Below are 21,888 nucleotides of genomic sequence, written 5' to 3'. Positions count from 1 at the left end.
CCCATCCCCTTGTCTCCCCATCTCATTAAGCTTCCTGCAGCCAGCTAAACATGGCGCGTAAATCTTTGCCTACATTTTCGATTTGGTGTTCGGCTTCTTGACGACGCATAGCTGTAAAACCTGGTTTACCGGATTGATTTTCAATCACGAAATCCTTGGCAAATTGCCCGGATTGGATTTCTTGGAGAATTTTACGCATTTCTGCTTTGGTTTGGTCGTTTACTATTCTTGGTCCTCTGGTGTAATCGCCATATTCAGCAGTATTGGAAATGCTATCGCGCATTTTGGCAAGTCCTCCTTCTACAACTAAGTCAACAATTAATTTGACTTCGTGGAGACATTCAAAATAAGCTAATTCTGGTTGATAACCTGCTTCGACTAAGGTTTCAAAACCGGCTTTAATTAAAGCGCTCAAACCACCACATAATACTGCTTGTTCGCCGAATAAGTCGGTTTCGGTTTCTTCGCGGAAGGTAGTTTCTAAAATACCACCACGGGTTCCGCCGATACCTTTAGCGTAAGCCATCGCTTTATCCCGCGCTTGACCGGAATTATCTTGATAAACTGCAAATAAACAAGGTACTCCTTGTCCTTGTTCATAAGTGCGACGTACTAAATGTCCCGGTCCTTTGGGCGCAACCATTACCACATCTACATTCTCAGGTGGTACAACTTGTCCGAAGTGAATATTAAATCCGTGAGCGAATGCTAAAACATTACCTTCTTCTAAATTAGGTTCAATTTCTTCTTTATAAACGGTTTTTTGTACTTCATCGGGTAGCAAAATCATGATAAAATCGGCAGCTTTCGCAGCATCAGCCACACTTTTAACAGTCAGCCCGCTAGCTTGTGCTTTGGCTGCGGATTTACTACCCGGATACAGTCCAACAATTACATTCATCCCACTATCTTTAAGATTAAGGGCGTGGGCATGACCTTGAGAACCAAAGCCGATAATCGCTATGGTTTTTCCTGCTAAAAGGTCTAAATTAGCATCCGAATCGTAATACATCCGAGCCATAATTGCGTCTTCTGGGATAAGCATCCTGATTAATTGCAGACTTTTTATCTTACCGCAAAGTGGTTACTTAATTCATTCCCAGTTTGTAATTCGTAATTTAAAGGAGTTGACCTTTGACATGCAGACCTTTAACCTCTAACCTCTAACCTTTAACGACACCGCCCATTAACCAACCAACTGCTAACCCGATTGCGGCGATTCCGGTTAAACTTAATATTGCTGCATCAAAACTATTTAATGCATATCTTAGCTGCCTTCCAGCTTTATTAACCGTTAAAATTAGATTGCAATACCAAACTAAATGAAAAGCTAATCTACCAAAACCAGTTATTATTAATATGGTGACAAAACATAATATAAAAGCTGGAGCTACAAATCCTCGGGTTTTACAAACGAAAAACAATAAAAATACGAATAATAAAAGATTAAAACCCAAAAATACGACAAGTAACGGACTAAAATTAGGAAGCTTTATATAACATAAAGCAATAGCTAAAATACTTTGGGAAGCAATTATAGAAAATACTAGTATTTTAGTACTTTTCAAAAATATATAAACAATAGATGCTAATGGAAAAATAGCAAAATAAATTACTATTGTCTGCTTTAATAATGTTGGTTCTATAGATAGAAATCTTGTCTTTACTGGGGATAAATTTATTACCCAACCGTTAAATATGGAAATCATGAAAAACGAGGCTAGCCATCCCCAATTCATTAATAAAGAGTTTTTCGTAAATCTACGATAAGATTCGTTATTATTTATGGTATTAAGTACGGTTCTAAATGGTTGCATGAGTAGATGCTTTGGCTTTATTTTTCATTATTGAATTTACCAGCAAGTCAAGCACAAAAAATGATATCTAAAACACATATTCTTTCTTTTAATTAAATCTACAAGAAATGCAAATCCAAATAACATAGATACCATTTAACGAAGTATTAATTTGTTTTAGCCGATAATGCTTAAATAGATTGAGTCGGTCAAATTATCCAATCATTTAGTAAAATTTAGGAATATTTTCGCAAAAAAACATAGATAAGAAATACTATAAAAAAATCTTACCTCTTCAGTAACTTTTATTTATCTTAGATTTCTCTTACAACAGTTACATCAACATAAAAGTACTAATCTTATAAAGTTTCTCTATCGATTTTTTGGACTTCTGCTGCGGATAATGTAATTTCAACAGCCTTGACTGAATCTTCAATACTGCTGGTTTTACTAGCACCGGGAATCGGTAAAATACAAGGGGATTTACTACGCAACCAAGCTAAAACGATGCAATACACCGATACGTTTTTTTCTGCGGCTAATTTTGTAATTGCCGGAATATCTGTTAAATTATCGTGACGACGACGACCGCCGAAAGGACTCCAAGGAATAAAAGTTAAACCTTGATTTTCGCAATATTCCAGCACTCCGTCGGTTTCTGGCTGTCTGTGCCAAGGATTATATTGATTTTGTACTGAAACGATATCAACTACATCCCGCGCTTGCTCGATTTGTTCTACTGAAAAATTGGAAACACCTATCTCACGAATCATTCCGGCTTCTTGAGCCTCTTTGGCAGGGGTAAGAGATGCTTCGATGGTGTAATCTGGGTCTGGTGAATGATATTGCCAGATGTCGATGGGTTTATTGCCGCCTAAAGCTGCAAAACTAACTTGAATAGTTTGACGTAGATGTTCTGGATTACCGTTACGAGTCCAGCTTTGATTTGGACGCATCAAACCTCCTTTTGTCGCAACAACAACATGACTCGTATCCCGATTGTAAGTTTGTAAAGCTTTGTAAATCAATCGCTCGTTATGATGTTTGTCCGATTCATCTTTACAGTAAGAGTCGGCAGTGTCGATAAAGGTAATCCCTAAATCCAAAGCACGATGAATAACATTAATTGATTCCGATTCGGTCGGACGGTCATAAATTGACATTGGCATTCCACCCAAACCGATCGCGCTTACAGAAACACCGCTTTTTCCAACTTGCGTGGTTTTCATACTTATAATTAAAATCCCCAGTGTCATTATTCATCTAACAGGTAAAGTGGAAATTTGGAAACCACCCAAAGGCTAAAATTTTAGTTTTTCATTACAAAAATTTGCCGTCTTCACTTTTTACTTAAGGAAGATGACAAAAAATCCATCATAATCATTAAGTACCTGTGTATTGATTAGTTAAATATTTGCTTTAGATCGGGAATGGAGAATACGAAGTTATAACCTTTAATATTCAGCCTTTAAATATAATAAGTATTAGCACTGAAATTATCTGGGAATTATGATTAAATTTTACACAAAAGTTTATCCGATATTTGTTACAAGCAAAGCAAGTTTATTTCTGAGCCTTTTTTTAGGAAGTTTAATGTTTGCAAGTTGTGGCTCAGCGTCTTATGACCAAACTAGTTCACCGCAAAGTATCGTTTCATCTGATGCAGTTCAAGAAGTTGCGGATGTTGCTCAAGCAACCAAAGAATTACCGACTAAAAAACCCCAACTAATAAAAAAAGCCACAATGACCGTAATTGTTGATTCTTTAGAGAAAAGTGTTAATACAGTACAGCAAATTATTGATCGACAAAAAGGCTATTTACTCAGTTTAGAGGAAACACAGCTTGATAGTTCCTATTCTTCTCGTCCTAGCGCTACAGTGCAAATGCGAGTTCCACAAAATGTGTTAGAAATAACTCTTAATCAATTAGCCGAATTAGGAACCGTACAAAGTCGTAATATTAGCGCAGAAGATGTCGGAGAACAAATAGTAGATTTTCAAGCTAGATTAAGTAATTTACGCAGAACCGAAAGTAATTTGCTCAAAATTATGGATAAATCTGGTTCTGTGAAAGATATTTTAAGTGTTGCTCAAGAGCTTAGCAACGTGCGAGAACAAATTGAACGGATTACCGCTCAATTAAAAAGTTTACAAAATCAAGTTGCTTTCTCTACAATTACATTAAATTTACAAGCAGCAGTTTCAAGTACTAGTAATCAACCTGGATTACCTGCACAAATTCAAGATGCCTGGAATAGTTCTACTCGTTCTTTTGGTGAATTTACTGTAGGATTAATGAAATTAGGTATTTGGTTGCTCGTATACACTCCATATTTGTTAATTTTGGTTGCTGCTGGCTATTTTCTCAAGCGTAAATTTCGTTCTTCACGAACTGTAGTACCAACTCCACAGCCAAGAAATCCTGAAAATAATTAATAATAATTGGGAATTGGGAATTGAGAATTGGTAATTGGGAATTGGTAATAGTTAACTGAATTGATGTGTTTTTTACATTATTTACATTGTATTTATATATTTGCAAAAGAAGAAAAGTTCCGGACACACTTTGATAAATATTGAAATGTTCGGTAATTTGTTTTCTGAAAATAATAGTTAAAAATTATAAAAGTTATAAATCAATGCCCTATGCCTTATGCTCTATGCCCAATTCTCACTCATAAAAGTTTACGAAACAATAAAATTACTAAACTTTGTACTTTTTATCACGAAATAATGACCTTTAGGAATGTCAAGATATGTTTTAGCACAAGCGTATACAAACTCTTATGCCAGAATTACATGAATCAATCGCTCAGCACTACCACGAACGCACTAAATATGACCCAGAAACTATATCAGCCAAAAATAAAGGCTTAGACTGGGCTAAACAACCCGTACCATTCAAAGAGTACAAAATTGGTTCTACTTTCGATTTAAAACCTTATATCAAAGAAAAACCAGGGTCATTTGCTAACAATTCCCAAGCTCAATGGTGGCAAAGACTTTCCCGACTACTGTTTTGTAGCTACGGTTTGACTGCGAGAATGCCTTCTATGGGAAATACAGTGTACCTGCGTGCTGCACCTTCTGCCGGAGGTTTATATCCAGCGGAAATGTATTTGATTTCCAAAGGTACGCCGTTTTTACCTCCTGGTTTGTACAACTATCAATGTCGGACTCATTCCCTAATGCACTATTGGGAAAGTGATGTTTGGCAAAAGTTACAATCAGCTTGTTTGAAGAATTCTTCTTTAGAAAACACTCAGCTAGCAATTGTGATTACTTCTGTTTTCTATCGTTCGGCTTGGCGTTATGAAGATAGGGCTTATCGTCGGATTTTTCTCGATGCTGGACATCTTTTGGGTAACATCGAATTAGCAGGCGCACTCACCGGCTATCGTCCCCATTTAATCGGCGGTTTTGTCGATCAAGATGTCAACGAATTGCTTTACATTGATTCTCAACTTGAAGGCGCGATCGCAGTTGTTGGTTTAGCTGATTTACAAGGGGATGAGCAACATTCACCTAGTAGCCGCACTGCTTTACCTTCTGCTACCGAAACCGATTATCCCCAAGTTCCTGACGGACAACTGCTCGATTATTTCCATTTAGCGACGCAGATTCAGCCAGGTACCACTGGTAAGTTGAATTTACCAGAAATAAAGCAAGACAAGTCCATCGAGGATAAATACAATTTTAGTTTTTGCGATAAAGTTTCAACCGCGACAAAACCCATTTACTGGGGTAAAAAATTAGAAGATTTAGAGGAAACTATTCTCAAACGTCGTTCTACTCGCGCTTTCAATGGTGAAACTCTGCAATTTCATGAATTAAAGGCTTTACTCGATTTTACTTATCAACCCCAAAATTACATCAACCAAAATTTAGATAATTCTCCAGATTATTTCGATTTAAATCTAATTGAAACTTTTATCGCTGTTTCTGGTGTGGAAGGATTGGAAAGAGGTTGCTACTATTACGCTCCCAAAGCCCAAGAACTACGTCAAATACGCTTTAAAAATTTTCGCCGAGAGTTGCATTACCTCTGCTTAGGTCAGGATTTGGGACGAGATGCGGCTGCTGTAGTTTTTCATACTGCCGACCTCAAAACTGCTGTCACTCAATATGGCGATCGCGTTTATCGCTATCTACATATGGATGCAGGTAAATTGGGACAAAGGCTTAATTTAAGTGCGGTTCACTTGGGTTTGGGTGTTAGCGGTATCGGTGGTTTTTTTGATGACAAGGTAAATGAAGTCCTGGGTATTCCTGCTTCGGAAGCCGTTTTGTATATCACGACTTTAGGAAGACCTAGATAACCCGGATAATTTAGATCAATTACTCACGATTTAGAGGTGCTGCCGATTCTTTGTAATTTTAAGCTTAATATTTGGGTTGTAATTAGCCGCAAATGTAAAAGCTTGTTGTTTAATTATTAAGCAATATTAAGTTTTATTTTATCCAGAATCGGTATTATCTCTATCTAAGGGTTGGTGACGGGGAGGCACATTGACAATAAAGGGTAATTATTTGGGTTTAAATACACAGACGTCAGATAATCCTCGAACCAAGTCACTTTCAGGTTACTAGTTAATGACGACTCAAGATAACTTTAAAATACGCCGGATAGCTACTATAAATGAGCGAATCAATAAATGTTTTGCAAGGAAATTTTTCCCAAAATCTAATTACACAAAACTGAGTTAAGGTAAAAAAAGTTGATAAACATCACATAATATGAATTTTATTTATAGTTTAGGCGTAATCATTAACTATTTTGTCGGTAAAATTATCACCGTATATTCACAGAGATTTTGTTGATTAGTTTTATTAATACCCACAAAAACAACATTTTTGAGTTATAACCTTTAAAATGAATTGTCAACCTGTAATATTACTTACCCAACTTACCTTAATATCAGTGTTCTAATCGGCAGTCAAAGCCTTCTTTGCACTAATTGCTAGCTTCGATTATTCGCGAAGGATTAGCAAATATGCCGTTGGATTGTGTTTAGCAGATGTAAAGTAAGACAATATTACTTAAAGGCATTTCTATCTAAGGATTAACCGATTCCGCAGTTTATCTAGTTTACGTGACAACTCAAAACTCAAATAAATTATTTGCTTTGACATTCAGAGGTATCAATGACTATTAATACTTTTACCAAAGAAAACAAACCAAAAAGACCAATCAAACAGCAGTTGGAATATCAAAGACCAAATTTGATAGTACCTGATGTTCCGAGCGTCCCGGATGTTCCTGAAGAATATATGGAAACACCGGATCTTTATCCGGACGGTACTATTTTTACTTGTCCCAATCGCGGTAGAGTCGCGATTTTTATCGATGGTGCAAATTTATTCTATGCAGCATTGCAACTGGGGATTGAAATCAACTATGCCAAATTACTTAGCTGTTTGGCAAAAGATTCCAAATTATTGCGTGCATTTTTCTACACGGGAGTAGATCCAACCAATGAAAAACAGCAAGGTTTCTTGTTGTGGATGCGTCGCAATGGCTATCGTGTGATTACCAAGGATTTAGTACAATTCCCAGATGGTTCTAAAAAAGCCAATCTTGATGTAGAAATTGCTGTAGACATGATGAATTTAGCTCCTTACTACGATACTGCGGTGCTAGTAAGTGGTGATGGAGATTTGGCTTATGCAGTAAATGCAGTTTCTTACCAAGGTTCTAGAGTCGAAGTAGTTAGTTTACGTTCAATGACCAGCGAAAGCTTAATTGATGTCGCAGACTGCTTTGTCGATTTAGATGCAATCAAAAAACACATTCAAAAAGAATCCGATTCAGAGTACAGCTATAGACCTTTAACAAGTTTTGATATACATCCACCAATTCCTACTGAACAACCCCATTACCCAAAACCTTAATTAATAATTTGTGATTCTTGGTTATGACCAAACCAATAAATTTTAAATTTTAAATTTTAAGGACAGTACGGTTTTTTATCACAATTGTATTGTGTTACTGATACCCAAGGTAAAAACCCGACTTCTTAATTTTCCACCTTTGGTTTGGGTGAGAAGTCGGGTTTTTATCACAGATACTCAAGGGAAAAACCCGACTTTTTGATTTTTCACCTCTAAGAGCGTGTTTATAAATAAAATTCTGTCATTCTGAGGAACGTTCAGAATCTAGGTTTTGCGGCATAATTGACAGATGCTGTAGCTTGCTTCCCCTCCAGGGAAGCAAGCTACAGCATGACAAATCGCGATTTTTGCCGAATTAATAAACACCCTCTAACAGATATTTAAGATAAAAACCCGACTTCTTATCCCAAACGACAGAAGTCGGGTTTTTACGATGATTGTCTTGTCTAACAGATATTTAAGCTAAAAACCCGACTTATCACCTCAGCAAAAATAGACGGGGCGTATCGCTACCTCTCTAGATGAATTATTCTTAAAACTTCTTAATTATTCTAGGGGTTCTTGGGACTCTTGAATTTCCTGTTCTAGTAGCTTAGAAAACTTTTGTCGTAAGTCTTGCACTTTTTTGTTATCTTTTGGCATTGACATTAAACGAATTTCTATTTCTGCTATATTTTCAATTCGAGTGGTCTTTTCCCAAATTTTTCTGTCTACTTCCGATTCCGATTCGTAACGGAAGGTTACAGTGTCACCGTTGACATCTAAAATATCTACATTCTTTAGCCAACCGTTACTAGTTTTAACCAATAGCCAAACGTTTTGCTGACCAATTAGTTCTTGAAGCTTACTCTCCATACAAGTTAAAGATAATAGTGTGAGCTAAACAGAACTCAATTCAAGTGTGTTGTAACCTATCTTAAGACATATTCCTTTAGATGTAAAAGTTTTATAAACATTTTTTTGAAAATTAATCTTCAGGTATATGTATATAATACAGTTACTAGGCTATATTTAAGGGTTATACATCCAGATAAGACATAAATAATCTACTCTATCTCTAGATTTGACTTTTAACGATGTTGGGGGGATGTTAATTGGAATTTTTTGTAATATCTTGCTAGTCAAGTAAATTTCCTGTATTTGTTGAAAACAGCATACAGTAAATTTTTGTTAACCGGGTTAAGCAAGGAGTAGGGATGTACGTTGTACAGATTGCCTCAGAATGCGCTCCTGTAATCAAAGCTGGAGGTTTGGGGGATGTTGTTTATGGACTTAGTACGGAATTAGAAAGCCGGGGACATTGCGTAGAGTTGATTTTGCCCAAGTATGATTGTATGCGGTACGACCATATTTGGGGTCTTCATGACGCTTATAGAGACTTGTGGGTTCCCTGGTATAACGGTGCCATACATTGTTCGGTATACTGCGGTTGGGTACATGGAAGGGTTTGTTTCTTTATCGAACCCCATTCAGAAGATAATTATTTTAATCGCGGTTGCTATTACGGTTGTGATGATGACAATATGCGCTTTACATTTTTCAGTAAGGCAGCATTAGAATTTTTATTACAAAGCAACAAGCGTCCTGATGTGATTCATTGCCATGATTGGCAAACTGGTTTAGTGCCGGTGATGCTCTATGAGATGTATAAATATCATGGAATGAAAAGTCAGCGGGTTTGTTACACCATTCATAACTTCAAGCATCAAGGAATGGGTGGTGGGGAAATACTCCAAGCTACGGGTTTAAATCGCGAAGCTTATTATTTTCAATACGATAAACTACGGGATAATTTTAATCCTTTTGCAATCAATTTGATGAAAGGGGGGATTGTTTATTCCAATGCTGTAACTACTGTGTCTCCCCATCATGCTTGGGAAGCACATCATACAGATGTCGGTTGCGGTTTGAGTCATACTTTACATTTGCATCAAGATAAGTTTTGCGGAATCCTTAATGGTATCGATAATCACTTTTGGAATCCCGAAACTGACCGTTATATTCCCGAACATTACAGCATAGATAACATTGACGGGAAAACTAAAAATAAGAAAGCGTTACGAGAAAGGCTGCTGTTGCGGGAGGTTGATAAACCAATTGTCGCTTATATCGGTCGATTGGATGCTCAAAAGGGTGTTCATTTGGTACACCACGCGATTTATCATGCATTGTATAAAGATGCACAGTTTGTCTTGTTGGGTTCCGCGACGGGGGCTGATATTAATGCTCAATTCCAGCATGAGAAAAATTTCTTAAATGATAATCCCGACGTTCATTTAGAACTTGGTTTTAATGAGGAATTAGCCCACCTAATTTATGCGGGGGCAGATATGATTATAGTTCCGAGTAACTACGAACCCTGCGGACTTACGCAGATGATTGGTTTAAAATATGGCACAATACCGATTGTGCGGGCTGTTGGTGGCTTAGTTAATACGGTATTTGACAGGGATTACGACTCGAATAAGCCTCCAGAAAAGCGCAATGGTTACGTATTTAACGATATGGATTTTCATGCCTTGGAGTTTGCAATGGAGCGGGCTTTGTGGCTATGGCACAATGAGAAAAACAAATATCGCATACTGACGAAGCAAGGTATGGAGTATGACTACTCGTGGAATCATCCAGCGAGTGATTATTTAGAGATTTACGAATCGATTCGAGATAAGTAAAAGGGAACAGTTGACAGTGGACAGTGGACAGTTCTTATCCCTGTTCTATCACTATCGGGAAACAATAATCTCAGCCACTATTTGAAAGTTAACACTAGTCTAAGTTTGAGATTTTATTTCCTATTAAAAATGCTCAAATTGCAGCTAGAATCATGAAATTAAAGCTCCATAAGCCTTTATGGGACTATATTTTCTAAAACTGCTCTTGTAGGGTTATTTCTTTCCTGAAAGTCCACTTTCAACTGTCAACTGTCAACTGTCAACTGAGAATAGAGTAATGTTAAAACCGGGAATTTTATGGACGAGGGTTAAGGAACAAACTCAACACGGGTTGGAATGTGGTGCTTTGCAATCGATAGCTACTGATTACGAATTTGTTGAAGAAAATGGAGTGCATTTTTTAGTACGTATTTTATCTAATTTAAAACGTAAAGACGAAGCTAAAAATCAACAGGATAAGGCTAGCAAAAAAGGTCAGAATTTCAATCCGTTTCTTCCTTATGAAGAAGATTTGTTTGTTGGAGATATTTCAGAGACTCATTTATGTTTGTTGAATAAATATAATGTTGTGGATAATCACTTGTTGATTGTGACTCGTGAATTTGAGGAACAGGATAATTTACTTAATTATCAAGATTTTCAAGCAATGTGGATTTGTTTGGCTGAAATTGATGGTTTACTATTCTATAATGCGGGGAAAATTGCTGGTGCTTCTCAACGACATAAGCATTTACAACTTGTACCCACTCCACTTGCACCGACTCAAACAGAATCTGTTCCCATTGCAAGTTTATTTGCATCTGCTGTATTTGATGGTGATGTAGGAAAGATACCTGATTTACCTTTTATTCATGGTTTTTATCGGTTTGATTCTAATTTAATTAATTCAGTTAATCAAGCTGCTCAAATTACTCTTGAAGTTTATTATAAATTGCTCAAAGCTGTTGATTTAATCGTTGAAGATACCCAAAATCAAACTTTGAAAGCTTATAACTTTTTAGCCACAAGAGAATGGATGTTGATTGTACCGCGCTCTCAAGAAGAATTTGAATCAATTTCGATTAATTCTTTGGGTTTTGCAGGTGCTTTATTAGTCAGAAATCAGCAGCAAATGCAGATATTGAAAGATTGTAACCCAATGACGATTTTAAAGCAGGTTGGAGTGAGCAATGATTAAGAAATTCAACGCCGGTGAATATGTAGACCAAATGGCATTATTGTTAGATTTACAATTACCTGATGAATACCGCGATGAAGTGGTAGCAAATTTTGAGAAAATTCAAACTATAGCCAAACTTGTAAATGAGTTTCCTTTGCCGCAAAATATTGAAGCAGCACCAATCTTTAAGCCATGAATTGAACTATGAATTGAACTATCAATTAAAATATGAATTTAAACTCAGCCGATGCAATAACAATTGCAACTGCGGTACAACAAGCTAAAATCAGTGCGGTGGATGTTGTAAAAGCCAGTTTAGATAGAATTGCAGCGCGGGATAGTCAATTAAACTGTTTTACTACTGTAACTGCGGAAACTGCTTTACAAAATGCAGCGCAAATCGATCAACAAATCCAAAAGGGTAATTATCCTGGGTTGTTGGCTGGAGTGCCTTTCGCTGTTAAAAATCTTTACGATATCGCTGGTTTAACAACTCTTGCTGGTTCTAAAATTAATGCTGAAAACAAAACCGCTACTCAAGATGCAACTGCTATCAGAAAGTTAAAGAATGCTGGTGCAATACTTGTCGGAGCGTTGAATATGGATGAGTACGCTTATGGTTTTGTTACCGAAAATTCCCATTATGGTACTACTCATAATCCCCACGATTTAAATCGTATAGCTGGTGGCTCTTCTGGTGGCTCCGCTGCTGCTGTCGCTGCTGGTTTAGTACCTTTAACTTTGGGTTCAGATACTAACGGTTCGATTCGTGTACCTGCGGCTTTATGCGGTATTCTTGGTTTAAAGCCTACTTATGGTAGGTTATCACGAACTGGTGTATTTCTATTTTCCAGCAGTCTTGATCATATTGGATTTTTTGCACGTTCGGTAAGAGATATTGCGATCGCCTTTGATGTGCTTCAGGGAGAAGATGAGCAAGACAGTGTTTATACGAAACTTCCTGCTGTAGAAACGCGAAATATTACATCGAAAACACAACATATTGATGGAATAAAGATTGCGATCGCAGGCGACTATTTCACCGAAAAATGTTCACCGGAAGCATTAACAGCAGTACAAAAAATAGCTGATGCCTTGAATGTTACTGAGTATGTTTCCATCCCAGAAACTCACCGCGCTCGTGCTGCTGCTTATATAATTACTGCATCTGAAGGAGCAAATCTGCATTTAGAACGATTAAAATCCCGTCCTCAAGATTTTGATTTTGCTACTAGGGATAGATTTATTGCAGGTGCATTAATTCCTAGTAGTTGGTACATTCAAGCTCAAAGATTTAGAAGTTGGTATAAACACAAAGTTCGAGAAATATTTGAAAATGTAGATATAATTATTGCTCCTACGACACCAATTTCAGCACCAGAAATAGGACAGCAAACCATGTTTTTAGACGGAGAAGAAATATTAATTCGTCCTCATTTAGGTTTATTTACTCAGCCTCTATCATTTATTGGTTTACCCGTTTTGTCAGTTCCAATTCAACGAGGGAATGATTTACCTTTGGGAGTACAACTAATCGCCGCACCTGATAAGGAAATGAGTATTTTACGAGTTGCTGCGGTATTAGAAAAAATGGGAGTAATATCGGCAGAAGTTGTTTGATAATTATGTCCGATTAAATATCAAGGGACAAGGGGACAAGGGGACAAATTAACTGTCAACTGTCAACTGTCAAAAAGTACTTATTTGCAATAGAAAAACAAAAAAAAAGCTATTAACTAAAATATCAGTTAATAGCGATGAAAATTACAAATAAATTATATGTTTACTTACAAACCATGTTGTTGATGTACCCAAATCCAAAATTGAAATCCACCGGAAACCATAATATCAGTCCAATCATCAAATAATGCTTGATGCACACCAGGTTTGAGATGCAAATGTTGTTCTAGAGCTACTATCGCGAGAGTTTCTTCAGCTGTAATTCTGATATCAAGAAACGCTTTAGGAAAACGTTTTTCTTTATTCCAGTCATTACACAAAGACATTACACGTCCCCATTCATCTTTGGGAATACGTTTATTAGAAATAAGTCTGACAGAGTAAACATCCTCTTGAGGTCCTTCAGCACAAAAGACTAAAGCAACTTCACACCCTAATTCTTCTTGATATGGTAACCGCACCACAAAATCACCGTCTTCGTCTTGTTGAAATCGCAGTCCTCTGTTATTCAGATAACTTTCTATTACGCTACGGTCGAAACTTTTAACTGTAGCCATATTAGATTTGATTAATTGTGGTTCTACTCTATTATAGAGTTTCAATAGATATTATTAAGTATATAAAATACGTGTATACACTTAATTTTTGATTTCATTCTCAAAAGAGGTTATTTATCAAACTTTTTCTGATAATCAAATCATATTTATACTTATTAGAAACCCAAAAAATCATGTTAAATAGATATTATATATATATTAAATGTCGCATAGAAAACAATATATAAAATATGTAATTTTATATATCTTGTTTTTTTGTTTGCACATTATCAAAACTTAGCGGATAAATCATTTTTATATTTGGGATGACATTTTGGAAAAATTTGACCATGAAAACATTGATTAAGGAGTTGATTTAACAATTCTTCTAGCTGCTCCACCGATTCAAATAATCTATGAATTATCCCATCTTGTCCGTTATTCATCATCAGGTAGCGAGACGCTCCCACTACGAATTTATTACCCCACAAATAGTAACCACTTTTGTCTCCGGCACCCTAGGCGATCGCAAAATCTAAAATCCAAAATTAATATATCCCCTGATGTCTCTGGTTCGTAATAAAGTAAAAAGTAGTCAACTTTACTTTTGAGCAAAAAATAAGCAATGATATTTTCAGGAACAAGACCGGATAATTTGGGTGTTAACAACGGTAAATTAGCAGCTTGTCCCAACTCTCCAAACTGCGTTTCTTCTCAAAGTCCCAGTACAGATGCGACTCACTTTATTCAACCGCTGAATTATAGTTCTACACCAGAAAAAGCGTTATCTGATCTGAAAGCTGTGATTGAAGCGGAACCTAGAACTAAGATAATTACCGAATCGTCAGATTATTTATACGCAGAATTCAAAAGCGCTTTGATGGGGTATGTTGATGACGTAGAATTTTATTTAGACAGCAGTAGTAATACTATTCATGTTCGTTCCGCTTCTCGTTTAGGACAAAGTGATTTAGGTGTTAACCGCAAACGTGTAGAAACAATTAGAACTAAATTTAATCAAATGCAGAGTAGTAGTTTGGCAAGTTAATTATAAAGAATAATAAGTTTGTGACGTTGGTGAATCCTGGTGTGAATTAAAAATGTAGAGACGCGAAGCCTTGCGTCTCTACATCTATAAATGCCCAGTCAAGTAAAATTATTTATGTAATTACCATTCAGTTATAAAATCATTCCCTGTTCTCCCTAACCCTATCTAAACGTAGAAATGGTTAATTAATGAAGGCACAAATACTTATATGAATGACCTTTCAAAACTAAATTTTTAACAGCTAATGGTAACTATCGTTGTCGTGATTAACATTCTGATTTCGCTGACATTGCTTTACTGCACCTGGCAAATGTGTAAATTAAGACGAAAGTTAGTGCGATTAACCGCATTTTTCACAAACTGCGATCGCAATTCCTACGCAATGCTACATCGAAGACCAGAAGCGATTTATTTGGGTATAGAGAATTTAAAAAATCTCCGTCAGAGCAATCAAAGTTTACAAGTAAAATTACGGCAAATAAAGCAACTTTTAGCACTGATTATTTTTGGTAGACAAATTCTCTGGAATCGTCCCGGATTTAATTTAACCTCTAAATATTTGAAAAAAAAACTTTAGAATGTTAAAGGTTAAAGGTCAAAGGTCGAAGGTTAAAGGCTCTGCCTCTGCTCAAATCTTTGGAGGCGATCGCCTTTTTACAAGTTAATGCAACCTTTACGATTAATGCATTGTCATTAAGTTAGAAAATAGTAAAATTTTGAAGAGTCTTACAAGCTACTCAAACCCGCCTAAAATGGGTTTAAGGAGGGAAAATAAAAATGTCTAATAACCGTAGTGGAAGTTTTATTGGGGGATTGATGCTAGGAGCTACCATTGGTGCCTTCACTGGGTTGCTTATAGCTCCGCGCACGGGACGCGAAACACGTAAGTTGTTGAAAAAATCCGCTAATGCTTTACCAGATTTAGCAGAGGATTTATCTACAAGCGCTCAAATTCAGGCTGATCGTCTTTCTGAGAATGCTTTGCGTTCTTGGGATGATACTTTGGAGCGATTACGAGAAGCTATTGCTGCGGGTATAGATGCTTCGGCACGGGAGAATCAAGCATTGAAACGGCAGAAAAGTCAAGATAATTCCAATTCTCTACCCCCAAATATAAATAATTAGTTGAACCAAATAATTGAAATTTTAAATTTGATATTTGAGATTTTAAATTTTAAATTTGAGATTTTATATTATAAGGACATTGCGTTATGTGGGGCTAGTATCTGAATCAGTGTTGTAGTAACATCACTACCGATCTGCTAGGTAATTGATTGACTGCCAACTTTGTGCAAAATGCTGTTAGCGATTAAAAATATTGATGTGAGTGAACCTCTGTTTTGGCTAGGATTATCTATTTTATTAGTCGCTGTTAGTTTAACTGCTTTGTTGGTAGCTGCTATTCCAGCTTTGCAGGAAGTCGCAAGAGCTGCTCGTAGTGCTGAAAAGTTATTTGACACACTCTCGCGAGAATTACCACCGACTTTAGAAGCTATCCGCTTAACTGGTTTAGAAATTACCGATTTAACTGATAATGTGAGCGACGGTATCAAAAGTGCTTCTGGAGTCGCTCAACAAGTCGATCAAAGTATTAATAGTGCTAAAAAACAAGCACAAAATGTCCAATCCGGTACGCGCAGTGTTTTGGTTGGTGTAAAAACCGCATGGAAAACTTTTACTAATCCTAAACCGAATAGACGCGCTATTGAACGTCAAGCAACTTCTCAAAAAGCAGTTTCCCGAAGAGAAAGAGTTTAATTAAGTTAGGAGTTAGGAGTTAGGAGTTAATCACCAATTACCAATTACCCATTACCAATTACCCATTACCAATTACCCATTACCAATTACCCATTACCAATTACCCATTACCAATTACCCATTACCAATTACCCATTACCAATTACCCATTACCAATTACCCATTACCAATTACCAATTACCCATTACCAATTACCCATTCCCTATTGCCAAATTTTTATAGTTTTATCAAAACTGCTGCTCACAACACTTTTACCATCAGGGCTAAATACAACCGACGAAATTCTTTGGGAATGTCCTCTGAGGGTACTGATGCGTTTTCCTGTTTTTGCACTCCATAACTTGATAGTTTTATCCCAACTACCACTAGCAAGGGTTTCACCGTCGGGACTAAATGCAATTGACCAAATTTTATGAGAATGCCCGCTTAAGGTACGCAGCACCTGTCCAGTTTGAAGATTCCACAACTTGATAGTTTTATCCCAACTACCGCTTGCAAGGGTTTTACCATCGCGACTGAATGCTAAGGAACTAACTGCGTCTAAATGACCAACTAAATATTTTGTTTTGCTTCCTGTTGCTAAATCCCACAACTGAATCGTACCTTCAAAATGATTTCCGGTTGCGAAAGTCTTACTATCGGGGCTAATTGCGACAACATTTACAACATCACAATCTCCGCGAAGGGTACGAATTTTTGTTCCTGTAGCTGCATTCCACAGATTTATTCTTTGATCCCAACCGCTACTAACAATAAAATTACCATCCGGAGTGAAAGCAATTGACTCAACGGATGCTAAATGTCCTTGAAGGCTACGAATTTCCTCTCCCGTTGCGACATCCCATAATCGAATCATTTTGTCAGCACTAGCAGAAGCGAGTACCTTACCATCGGGACTAAATGCAATCGCATTAACTGAGTCAGAATGTCCTTTGAGAGTACGGATTGGTTGTCTTGTTTCTAAATCCCACAACTGAATTGTTTTATCCCCATTGATAGAAGCTAGAATCTTACTTTGACTTGCTTCGAGTGGAAAAGGACTAATGGCGATCGCCCAAACTGACTCGGATTTTCCTGTTAATGTAAAATCCAAGGAAGTGTTTTTCCAAGGAGTAGATCCAGATTGGTCTAAAGCAGAAGATATACTGCTCAGAGCGGGTGAAGATTGCCAACTCCAAATTCTGGCAAAAGCTAAAACTATTACTGCCGAACTTGTTAAGATTTTCAATAGATAATTGGTCATTTTTATAGATTTAATAAATTCTAATAAATTCTCAAATAATCTGCTTTTAATCGGGCTTTATAAATTAGACAATTTTAAATTTTAGATTAACGTTAGTTGGATGAAAATTCTTTCCCCTCGACTCCCTGCTCCCTTGATTACAACTGTTTAACCGGACATAATATTACAGATACTTATGCTAAAAACCCGACTTTTCATAATTGTGACCGAATTCACGTTACATTAATTTATCCATCAATAATTATTCAATAATATTTCGCATAAATTACCAAGTTTCAAGACATATCCTTTACAACTATTTTATGTTAGTTTGATAATGAATTTTTCTTTTCTTCACAACTAAAAACTACTAAAGTTCGGCGGCAATATAGCAAATTTCAGTTGAGTCCAATACACTAAAACCTCACCCCCTTCCCCTCTCCTGTCAGGAGGAGAGGGGTGCCGGAGGGCGGGGTGAGGTAAAATTTGTATTCCTCAAGTGAAAACCGCGATAATACTAACATTTAAAACTGCGAAAAATTCCATAAAATCAGCTTTCTTCCTTTAACCTTTAACCTTTAACCTCTAACCTTTAAACTAGATATTTGCCAAATTTTAATAGTTCTATCTTCAGCAGAACTAACTAAAATACTTCCATCTTTGTTAAAAGCCAAAGATTCTATTTTCCCAGAATGTCCTCTAAGAGTAATCAAAAGTTCTCCGGTTTGTAAATTCCATAATTTAATTGTTTTGTCGCTACCACCCGAAGCAAGAAGATTCCTTTGAGAACTTACAGCAGTAGATGTTATCAATTGAGAATGTCCTTTAAAAGTACGTATTTTCTCTCCAGTAATTGGATTCCACATACTTATGGCATTATTGTAACTACCAATTACTGAGTTATTACTGGTTGTTCCGGATTTTTTGATGAAGTTAACGGAATAAATTTTGCTGGAATTTTTTGATAAAGTCTGTAAAAGCTTTTGAGTAGTGATGTCCCAAATTTTTATCGTACCGTCAAAGCTACCGCTTGCGAGCATTTTGCTTTGCAAATCAAAGGCAAGGGAATTAACTCTGCTACTATGACCATTAAAGCTGGTAATTTCTTCCCCAGTGCTTCTATTCCATAACTTAACGCTGTTGTCATCTCCTCCTGAAGCAAGTATCTTACCATCAGGACTAAAAGCTAAAGCATGAATTGGTTGGGTATGTCCTTGTAATGTCCGAATCTCTTGTCCTGTAGCTAAATTCCATATCTTGATGATTTTATCATTACCAGCGCTGACAAATTTCGTTCCATATGGCTCGATCGCAACGACGTTAACTTTTGAATTATCAGCGTTAAAAACAGATATTTCCTGTTTTGTTACCAAACTCCATAGCCTAACACCAAAAATACTGTTTGTAATCATCGTTTTGCTATCTGGAGCGATCGCAATGGATGAAGTTGAATCGTAATTTAAGTTAAGGGTTTGAAAGACTGCTAATTGCCCTTGATTTGTTTGCTCTTTCGTTTTCGATACAGGCTGAATGCTGGGTTGAGCAATGCTTTTGGAATTTCTCACTTGGGCTTCGCGGGTTTGCCAATACCAAATTTCTCCAGCAACAAACATGATAATAGCTGCGATCGCCATTAATAAAGTTTTTAAGTTGGTATATCTTGGTTTTGTTGGTATTTCGGTGGGGGGTATAAATTGTTGAGAAACGTATTTTAGAGGAGGTAAAAATACTGGATATTTTTGGGGCTGTTTCAAATCTGCAATTACTTCCGCAGCCGATTGGTAGCGCTGTTCGATATCTTTTTTTAACAATTTATCGAGAATATCACCAAATTCATCGCTAAGTGGATAATTTAAATACTTTTCCCAACGACTCATCCATCCATAACCATGTTCTGTCCACAGTTGAAAAGGTGAAATACCAGTAATTAAATGAAAACTTGTAGCCCCCACACTAAACAAATCGCTAGCAGGATAAGCTAACCCGTCTCTAATTTGTTCTATTGCACAATAACCGTGAGAACCGATGGAGGTTCCTATTTTCAACTTGAGTTTTGGCTGTAATTGCTTGGAAGAACCAAAATCTATTAATACTAAGTCTCCCATCAATTCTTTAGGAGAAATGCGACGAATAATATTTTGCGGTTTAATATCTCGGTGAACTACTCCAGATTCGTGGATAAACTGGAGAACGGGTAGTAAATTTAACAGGAATTCTCTAATCTCTTTTTCGTTATAACAACGCAGCCAAACATCATTTTCACGCCGCTTTTCTAATTCTTCTAGTAAATTTTTTCCATCGATAAATTGCTGTACCAGATATAAACAATTATCTTGTTCAAAGTAAGCTAAAAGTTTAGGGATTTGGGGATGTTCTCCTAATTTTTGCAGTAGTTGAGCTTCTTTTTCAAATAGCTCTACTGCTTTATTTAACGCCCATTTTCCGTCAATTTTAGGTGCGAATTGCTTTAAGACACAGGGCTCGTTAAATTTATCTAAATCTTGGGCTAAATAAGTTTTACCAAATGTGCCTTCTTGTGAAAGCACCCGGATAACTCGAAATCTGTTTCGTAATAAGGGTAAGATTGCTGTATTACAGCTAACACAAATTTGATTTAAATCGTCATTGAGAGGATTTGGACAATCGGGATTTAGGCAGTAGATAGTCATTGAATTCGGGCGACTGTATACAACAGTATGGGAATAAAAGCCCTAATTTTTCTTGGAAAGGAAAAATTATTTCATCATTATACAAAATCTCATCAAAAAAAATATTTTAATTGGGTAAAGTAAACCCTGATTTCTTACTACAAGAATGCTTTTACTGAAGTTCTATGTATTAATAAAAACCTTTACTGTTAACTGTTTAAACTCATGACGAATAAGGTTGACAATTTCGTCCTGACTGTCGTGATTTGAGTTTTGCTTTCCATTCCCGAATCGCGATCGCAGTTCGTGCGAAGGGAGGTAAATAACTGCTGTAATTATCTTCAAAACTCGATGGCTTATTTTTAATTCCCAAAGGCTTGCTAGTCAAGCAGTTGCTTAGGTGAGGTAAATGGGATTCCACACCCAGAGCAAACATCACTTCATCAGCTGACTTAAAGCGTTCTCTAACACTAACCTTGAGCATTTTATCAAGAACTTTAGCAAAGTGTTCGCTAACTTTGATTTGTTTTTGCCAGCAGATTTCACCCGTATTTGTATCGTAATCAAATTCTAAAGGTGCTTTTGCGCTTAGTAAGTAAAGACAAGTTATACCCAATGCATAAATATCGCTGCTGTAAACTGGACGTAGAGAAAACTGTTCTGGAGGTGCAAATCCCATAGTCCCCACAAAATTAGTGGTAACAGTAGTTTTATCGGCAAGTTCCCCAACTAAGGCTAATTCTTCTTTAACTGCACCGAAATCAATCAATACCAAACGTCCATCATCGTCACAGCGAAGTAAGTTGTGGGGTTTGATATCACGGTGAATTACATGATTTTTATGAACATATTGCAATACCGGGAGTATTTCCTGCAAAAACCGTTTAACCGCAGCTTCACTCAAAGCACCGTTACGTCTCACCTCCCTAGTTAAAGTACAGCCACGAACATATTCTTGAACCAGAAAAAATTCTTCTCCCATTTCAAAGTAATCTAAAAGCATGGGAATTTGAGAATGATTTCCCAATTGACCTAAAGTTTTGGCTTCTTTTTCAAAACGTTCTTTAGCTTTTTCCCAAGTTTTAGGACTATTAACTTTAGGACAAAGCTGTTTAATTACACATAAAGGATGTCCAGGTAAAGTTACATTTCGCGCTAAAAAAGTAACTCCAAAACCCCCTCTACCTAAAATGCGTAAAATTGCATAACGCTCGCGAAATAAAGTTTTAGAACCACATAATTGTCCTAATTTTGTATTTGTCAATAGCTCTGAATGAAAATTAGATATTTTTTGAGAAAAGCGATTCATTATAATCAAAGATATTATTTACATTGCGATTTCACGATTTTCTCAATGTAACTACTATCAGTATTTGTTGCCAGTACAATTACCGTATCTTTGCACAAACCTAAATTTTACCTGACTTTTTCTTGAAGACTCCGGATGGAATTGGGGGGATGGGGGGATGGGGAGATG

Annotated in this window: 20 protein-coding genes; 11 read left to right on the top strand and 9 right to left on the bottom strand. The window is 36.6% G+C overall.

Annotated features, from left to right (window positions below; all coding sequences use genetic code 11):
* Positions 1 to 25: 25 nt before the first annotated feature.
* The 3 genes from ilvC to IQ247_RS24335 form a co-directional block, all read right to left on the bottom strand.
* Positions 26 to 1,045, bottom strand: coding sequence for a ketol-acid reductoisomerase (gene ilvC, locus IQ247_RS24345; protein WP_375341248.1), 1,020 nt, complete (start codon positions 1,043 to 1,045; stop codon positions 26 to 28).
* 118 nt (positions 1,046 to 1,163) lie between these two features.
* Positions 1,164 to 1,817, bottom strand: coding sequence for a hypothetical protein (locus IQ247_RS24340; RefSeq protein WP_193923930.1), 654 nt, complete (start codon positions 1,815 to 1,817; stop codon positions 1,164 to 1,166).
* A 338-nt stretch (positions 1,818 to 2,155) separates the two neighbouring features.
* The gene (locus tag IQ247_RS24335; RefSeq protein ID WP_193923928.1) at positions 2,156 to 3,025 is read right to left on the bottom strand and encodes an aldo/keto reductase; all 870 of its coding nucleotides are present in this window, start codon (positions 3,023 to 3,025) and stop codon (positions 2,156 to 2,158) included.
* A gap of 280 nt (positions 3,026 to 3,305) precedes the next feature.
* Between IQ247_RS24335 and IQ247_RS24330 the strand changes: the two genes are divergently transcribed.
* The 3 genes from IQ247_RS24330 (at position 3,306) to IQ247_RS24320 (ending at position 7,688) form a co-directional block, all read left to right on the top strand.
* Complete coding sequence (locus IQ247_RS24330; protein WP_193923927.1) at positions 3,306 to 4,232, top strand: DUF4349 domain-containing protein; 927 nt, start codon at positions 3,306 to 3,308, stop codon at positions 4,230 to 4,232.
* A 350-nt stretch (positions 4,233 to 4,582) separates the two neighbouring features.
* The gene (locus tag IQ247_RS24325; protein ID WP_193923926.1) at positions 4,583 to 6,115 is read left to right on the top strand and encodes a SagB/ThcOx family dehydrogenase; all 1,533 of its coding nucleotides are present in this window, start codon (positions 4,583 to 4,585) and stop codon (positions 6,113 to 6,115) included.
* A gap of 952 nt (positions 6,116 to 7,067) precedes the next feature.
* Entirely contained in the window at positions 7,068 to 7,688 is a 621-nt protein-coding gene (locus IQ247_RS24320; protein ID WP_228060000.1) for a LabA-like NYN domain-containing protein, read from the top strand.
* A 546-nt stretch (positions 7,689 to 8,234) separates the two neighbouring features.
* Here the strand turns inward: IQ247_RS24320 and IQ247_RS24315 are convergent.
* Positions 8,235 to 8,543 carry a DUF6679 family protein gene (locus IQ247_RS24315; protein ID WP_193923924.1) on the bottom strand — a complete coding sequence of 103 codons (309 nt, stop codon included), beginning with the start codon at positions 8,541 to 8,543 and terminating at the stop codon, positions 8,235 to 8,237.
* Between the two features lie 341 nt (positions 8,544 to 8,884).
* Here IQ247_RS24315 and glgA point away from each other — a divergent pair, with 341 nt between their 5' ends.
* The 4 genes from glgA (at position 8,885) to IQ247_RS24295 (ending at position 13,139) form a co-directional block, all read left to right on the top strand.
* Entirely contained in the window at positions 8,885 to 10,360 is a 1,476-nt protein-coding gene (gene glgA, locus IQ247_RS24310; RefSeq protein ID WP_193923923.1) for a glycogen synthase GlgA, read from the top strand.
* A 277-nt stretch (positions 10,361 to 10,637) separates the two neighbouring features.
* Positions 10,638 to 11,537 (top strand): ATP adenylyltransferase family protein, encoded by a 900-nt coding sequence (locus IQ247_RS24305; RefSeq protein ID WP_193923922.1) that lies wholly within the window; start codon positions 10,638 to 10,640, stop codon positions 11,535 to 11,537.
* Positions 11,530 to 11,715: a DUF4089 domain-containing protein gene (locus tag IQ247_RS24300; protein ID WP_193923921.1), complete on the top strand. Its 186-nt coding sequence runs from the start codon at positions 11,530 to 11,532 to the stop codon at positions 11,713 to 11,715. Before IQ247_RS24305 ends, IQ247_RS24300 begins: the two co-directional genes overlap by 8 nt.
* Before the next feature lie 32 nt (positions 11,716 to 11,747).
* Positions 11,748 to 13,139, top strand: a complete 1,392-nt coding sequence (locus IQ247_RS24295; RefSeq protein ID WP_193923920.1) for an AtzE family amidohydrolase — start codon at positions 11,748 to 11,750, stop codon at positions 13,137 to 13,139.
* Positions 13,140 to 13,306: 167 nt separating this feature from the next.
* Here IQ247_RS24295 and IQ247_RS24290 read toward each other — a convergent pair whose 3' ends face one another.
* Positions 13,307 to 13,756, bottom strand: a complete 450-nt coding sequence (locus IQ247_RS24290) for a type III secretion system chaperone family protein (protein WP_193923919.1) — start codon at positions 13,754 to 13,756, stop codon at positions 13,307 to 13,309.
* A 269-nt stretch (positions 13,757 to 14,025) separates the two neighbouring features.
* Positions 14,026 to 14,184, bottom strand: a complete 159-nt coding sequence (locus IQ247_RS24285; RefSeq protein ID WP_228059999.1) for a hypothetical protein — start codon at positions 14,182 to 14,184, stop codon at positions 14,026 to 14,028.
* 176 nt (positions 14,185 to 14,360) lie between these two features.
* Between IQ247_RS24285 and IQ247_RS24280 the strand changes: the two genes are divergently transcribed.
* The 4 genes from IQ247_RS24280 (at position 14,361) to IQ247_RS24265 (ending at position 16,541) form a co-directional block, all read left to right on the top strand.
* Complete coding sequence (locus IQ247_RS24280; protein WP_193923917.1) at positions 14,361 to 14,783, top strand: DUF1499 domain-containing protein; 423 nt, start codon at positions 14,361 to 14,363, stop codon at positions 14,781 to 14,783.
* Positions 14,784 to 15,027: 244 nt separating this feature from the next.
* Positions 15,028 to 15,360, top strand: a complete 333-nt coding sequence (locus tag IQ247_RS24275) for a hypothetical protein (protein ID WP_193923916.1) — start codon at positions 15,028 to 15,030, stop codon at positions 15,358 to 15,360.
* A gap of 200 nt (positions 15,361 to 15,560) precedes the next feature.
* Positions 15,561 to 15,908 carry a YtxH domain-containing protein gene (locus tag IQ247_RS24270; protein ID WP_193923915.1) on the top strand — a complete coding sequence of 116 codons (348 nt, stop codon included), beginning with the start codon at positions 15,561 to 15,563 and terminating at the stop codon, positions 15,906 to 15,908.
* Positions 15,909 to 16,079: 171 nt separating this feature from the next.
* Positions 16,080 to 16,541: a hypothetical protein gene (locus IQ247_RS24265; RefSeq protein ID WP_322745568.1), complete on the top strand. Its 462-nt coding sequence runs from the start codon at positions 16,080 to 16,082 to the stop codon at positions 16,539 to 16,541.
* Positions 16,542 to 16,743: 202 nt separating this feature from the next.
* Here the strand turns inward: IQ247_RS24265 and IQ247_RS24260 are convergent, their stop codons facing one another.
* The 3 genes from IQ247_RS24260 to IQ247_RS24250 form a co-directional block, all read right to left on the bottom strand.
* Positions 16,744 to 17,784 carry a WD40 repeat domain-containing protein gene (locus tag IQ247_RS24260; protein WP_193923914.1) on the bottom strand — a complete coding sequence of 347 codons (1,041 nt, stop codon included), beginning with the start codon at positions 17,782 to 17,784 and terminating at the stop codon, positions 16,744 to 16,746.
* A 557-nt stretch (positions 17,785 to 18,341) separates the two neighbouring features.
* Positions 18,342 to 20,432, bottom strand: coding sequence for a serine/threonine-protein kinase (locus IQ247_RS24255; protein ID WP_193923913.1), 2,091 nt, complete (start codon positions 20,430 to 20,432; stop codon positions 18,342 to 18,344).
* 202 nt (positions 20,433 to 20,634) lie between these two features.
* Positions 20,635 to 21,720, bottom strand: coding sequence for a serine/threonine-protein kinase (locus IQ247_RS24250; RefSeq protein WP_193923912.1), 1,086 nt, complete (start codon positions 21,718 to 21,720; stop codon positions 20,635 to 20,637).
* Positions 21,721 to 21,888 lie beyond the last annotated feature (168 nt).

Source organism: Plectonema cf. radiosum LEGE 06105, from assembly GCF_015207665.1.
Lineage (GTDB): Bacteria > Cyanobacteriota > Cyanobacteriia > Cyanobacteriales > Nostocaceae > Rivularia > Rivularia radiosa_A.
This window is presented reverse-complemented; position numbering and strand designations above follow the sequence as displayed.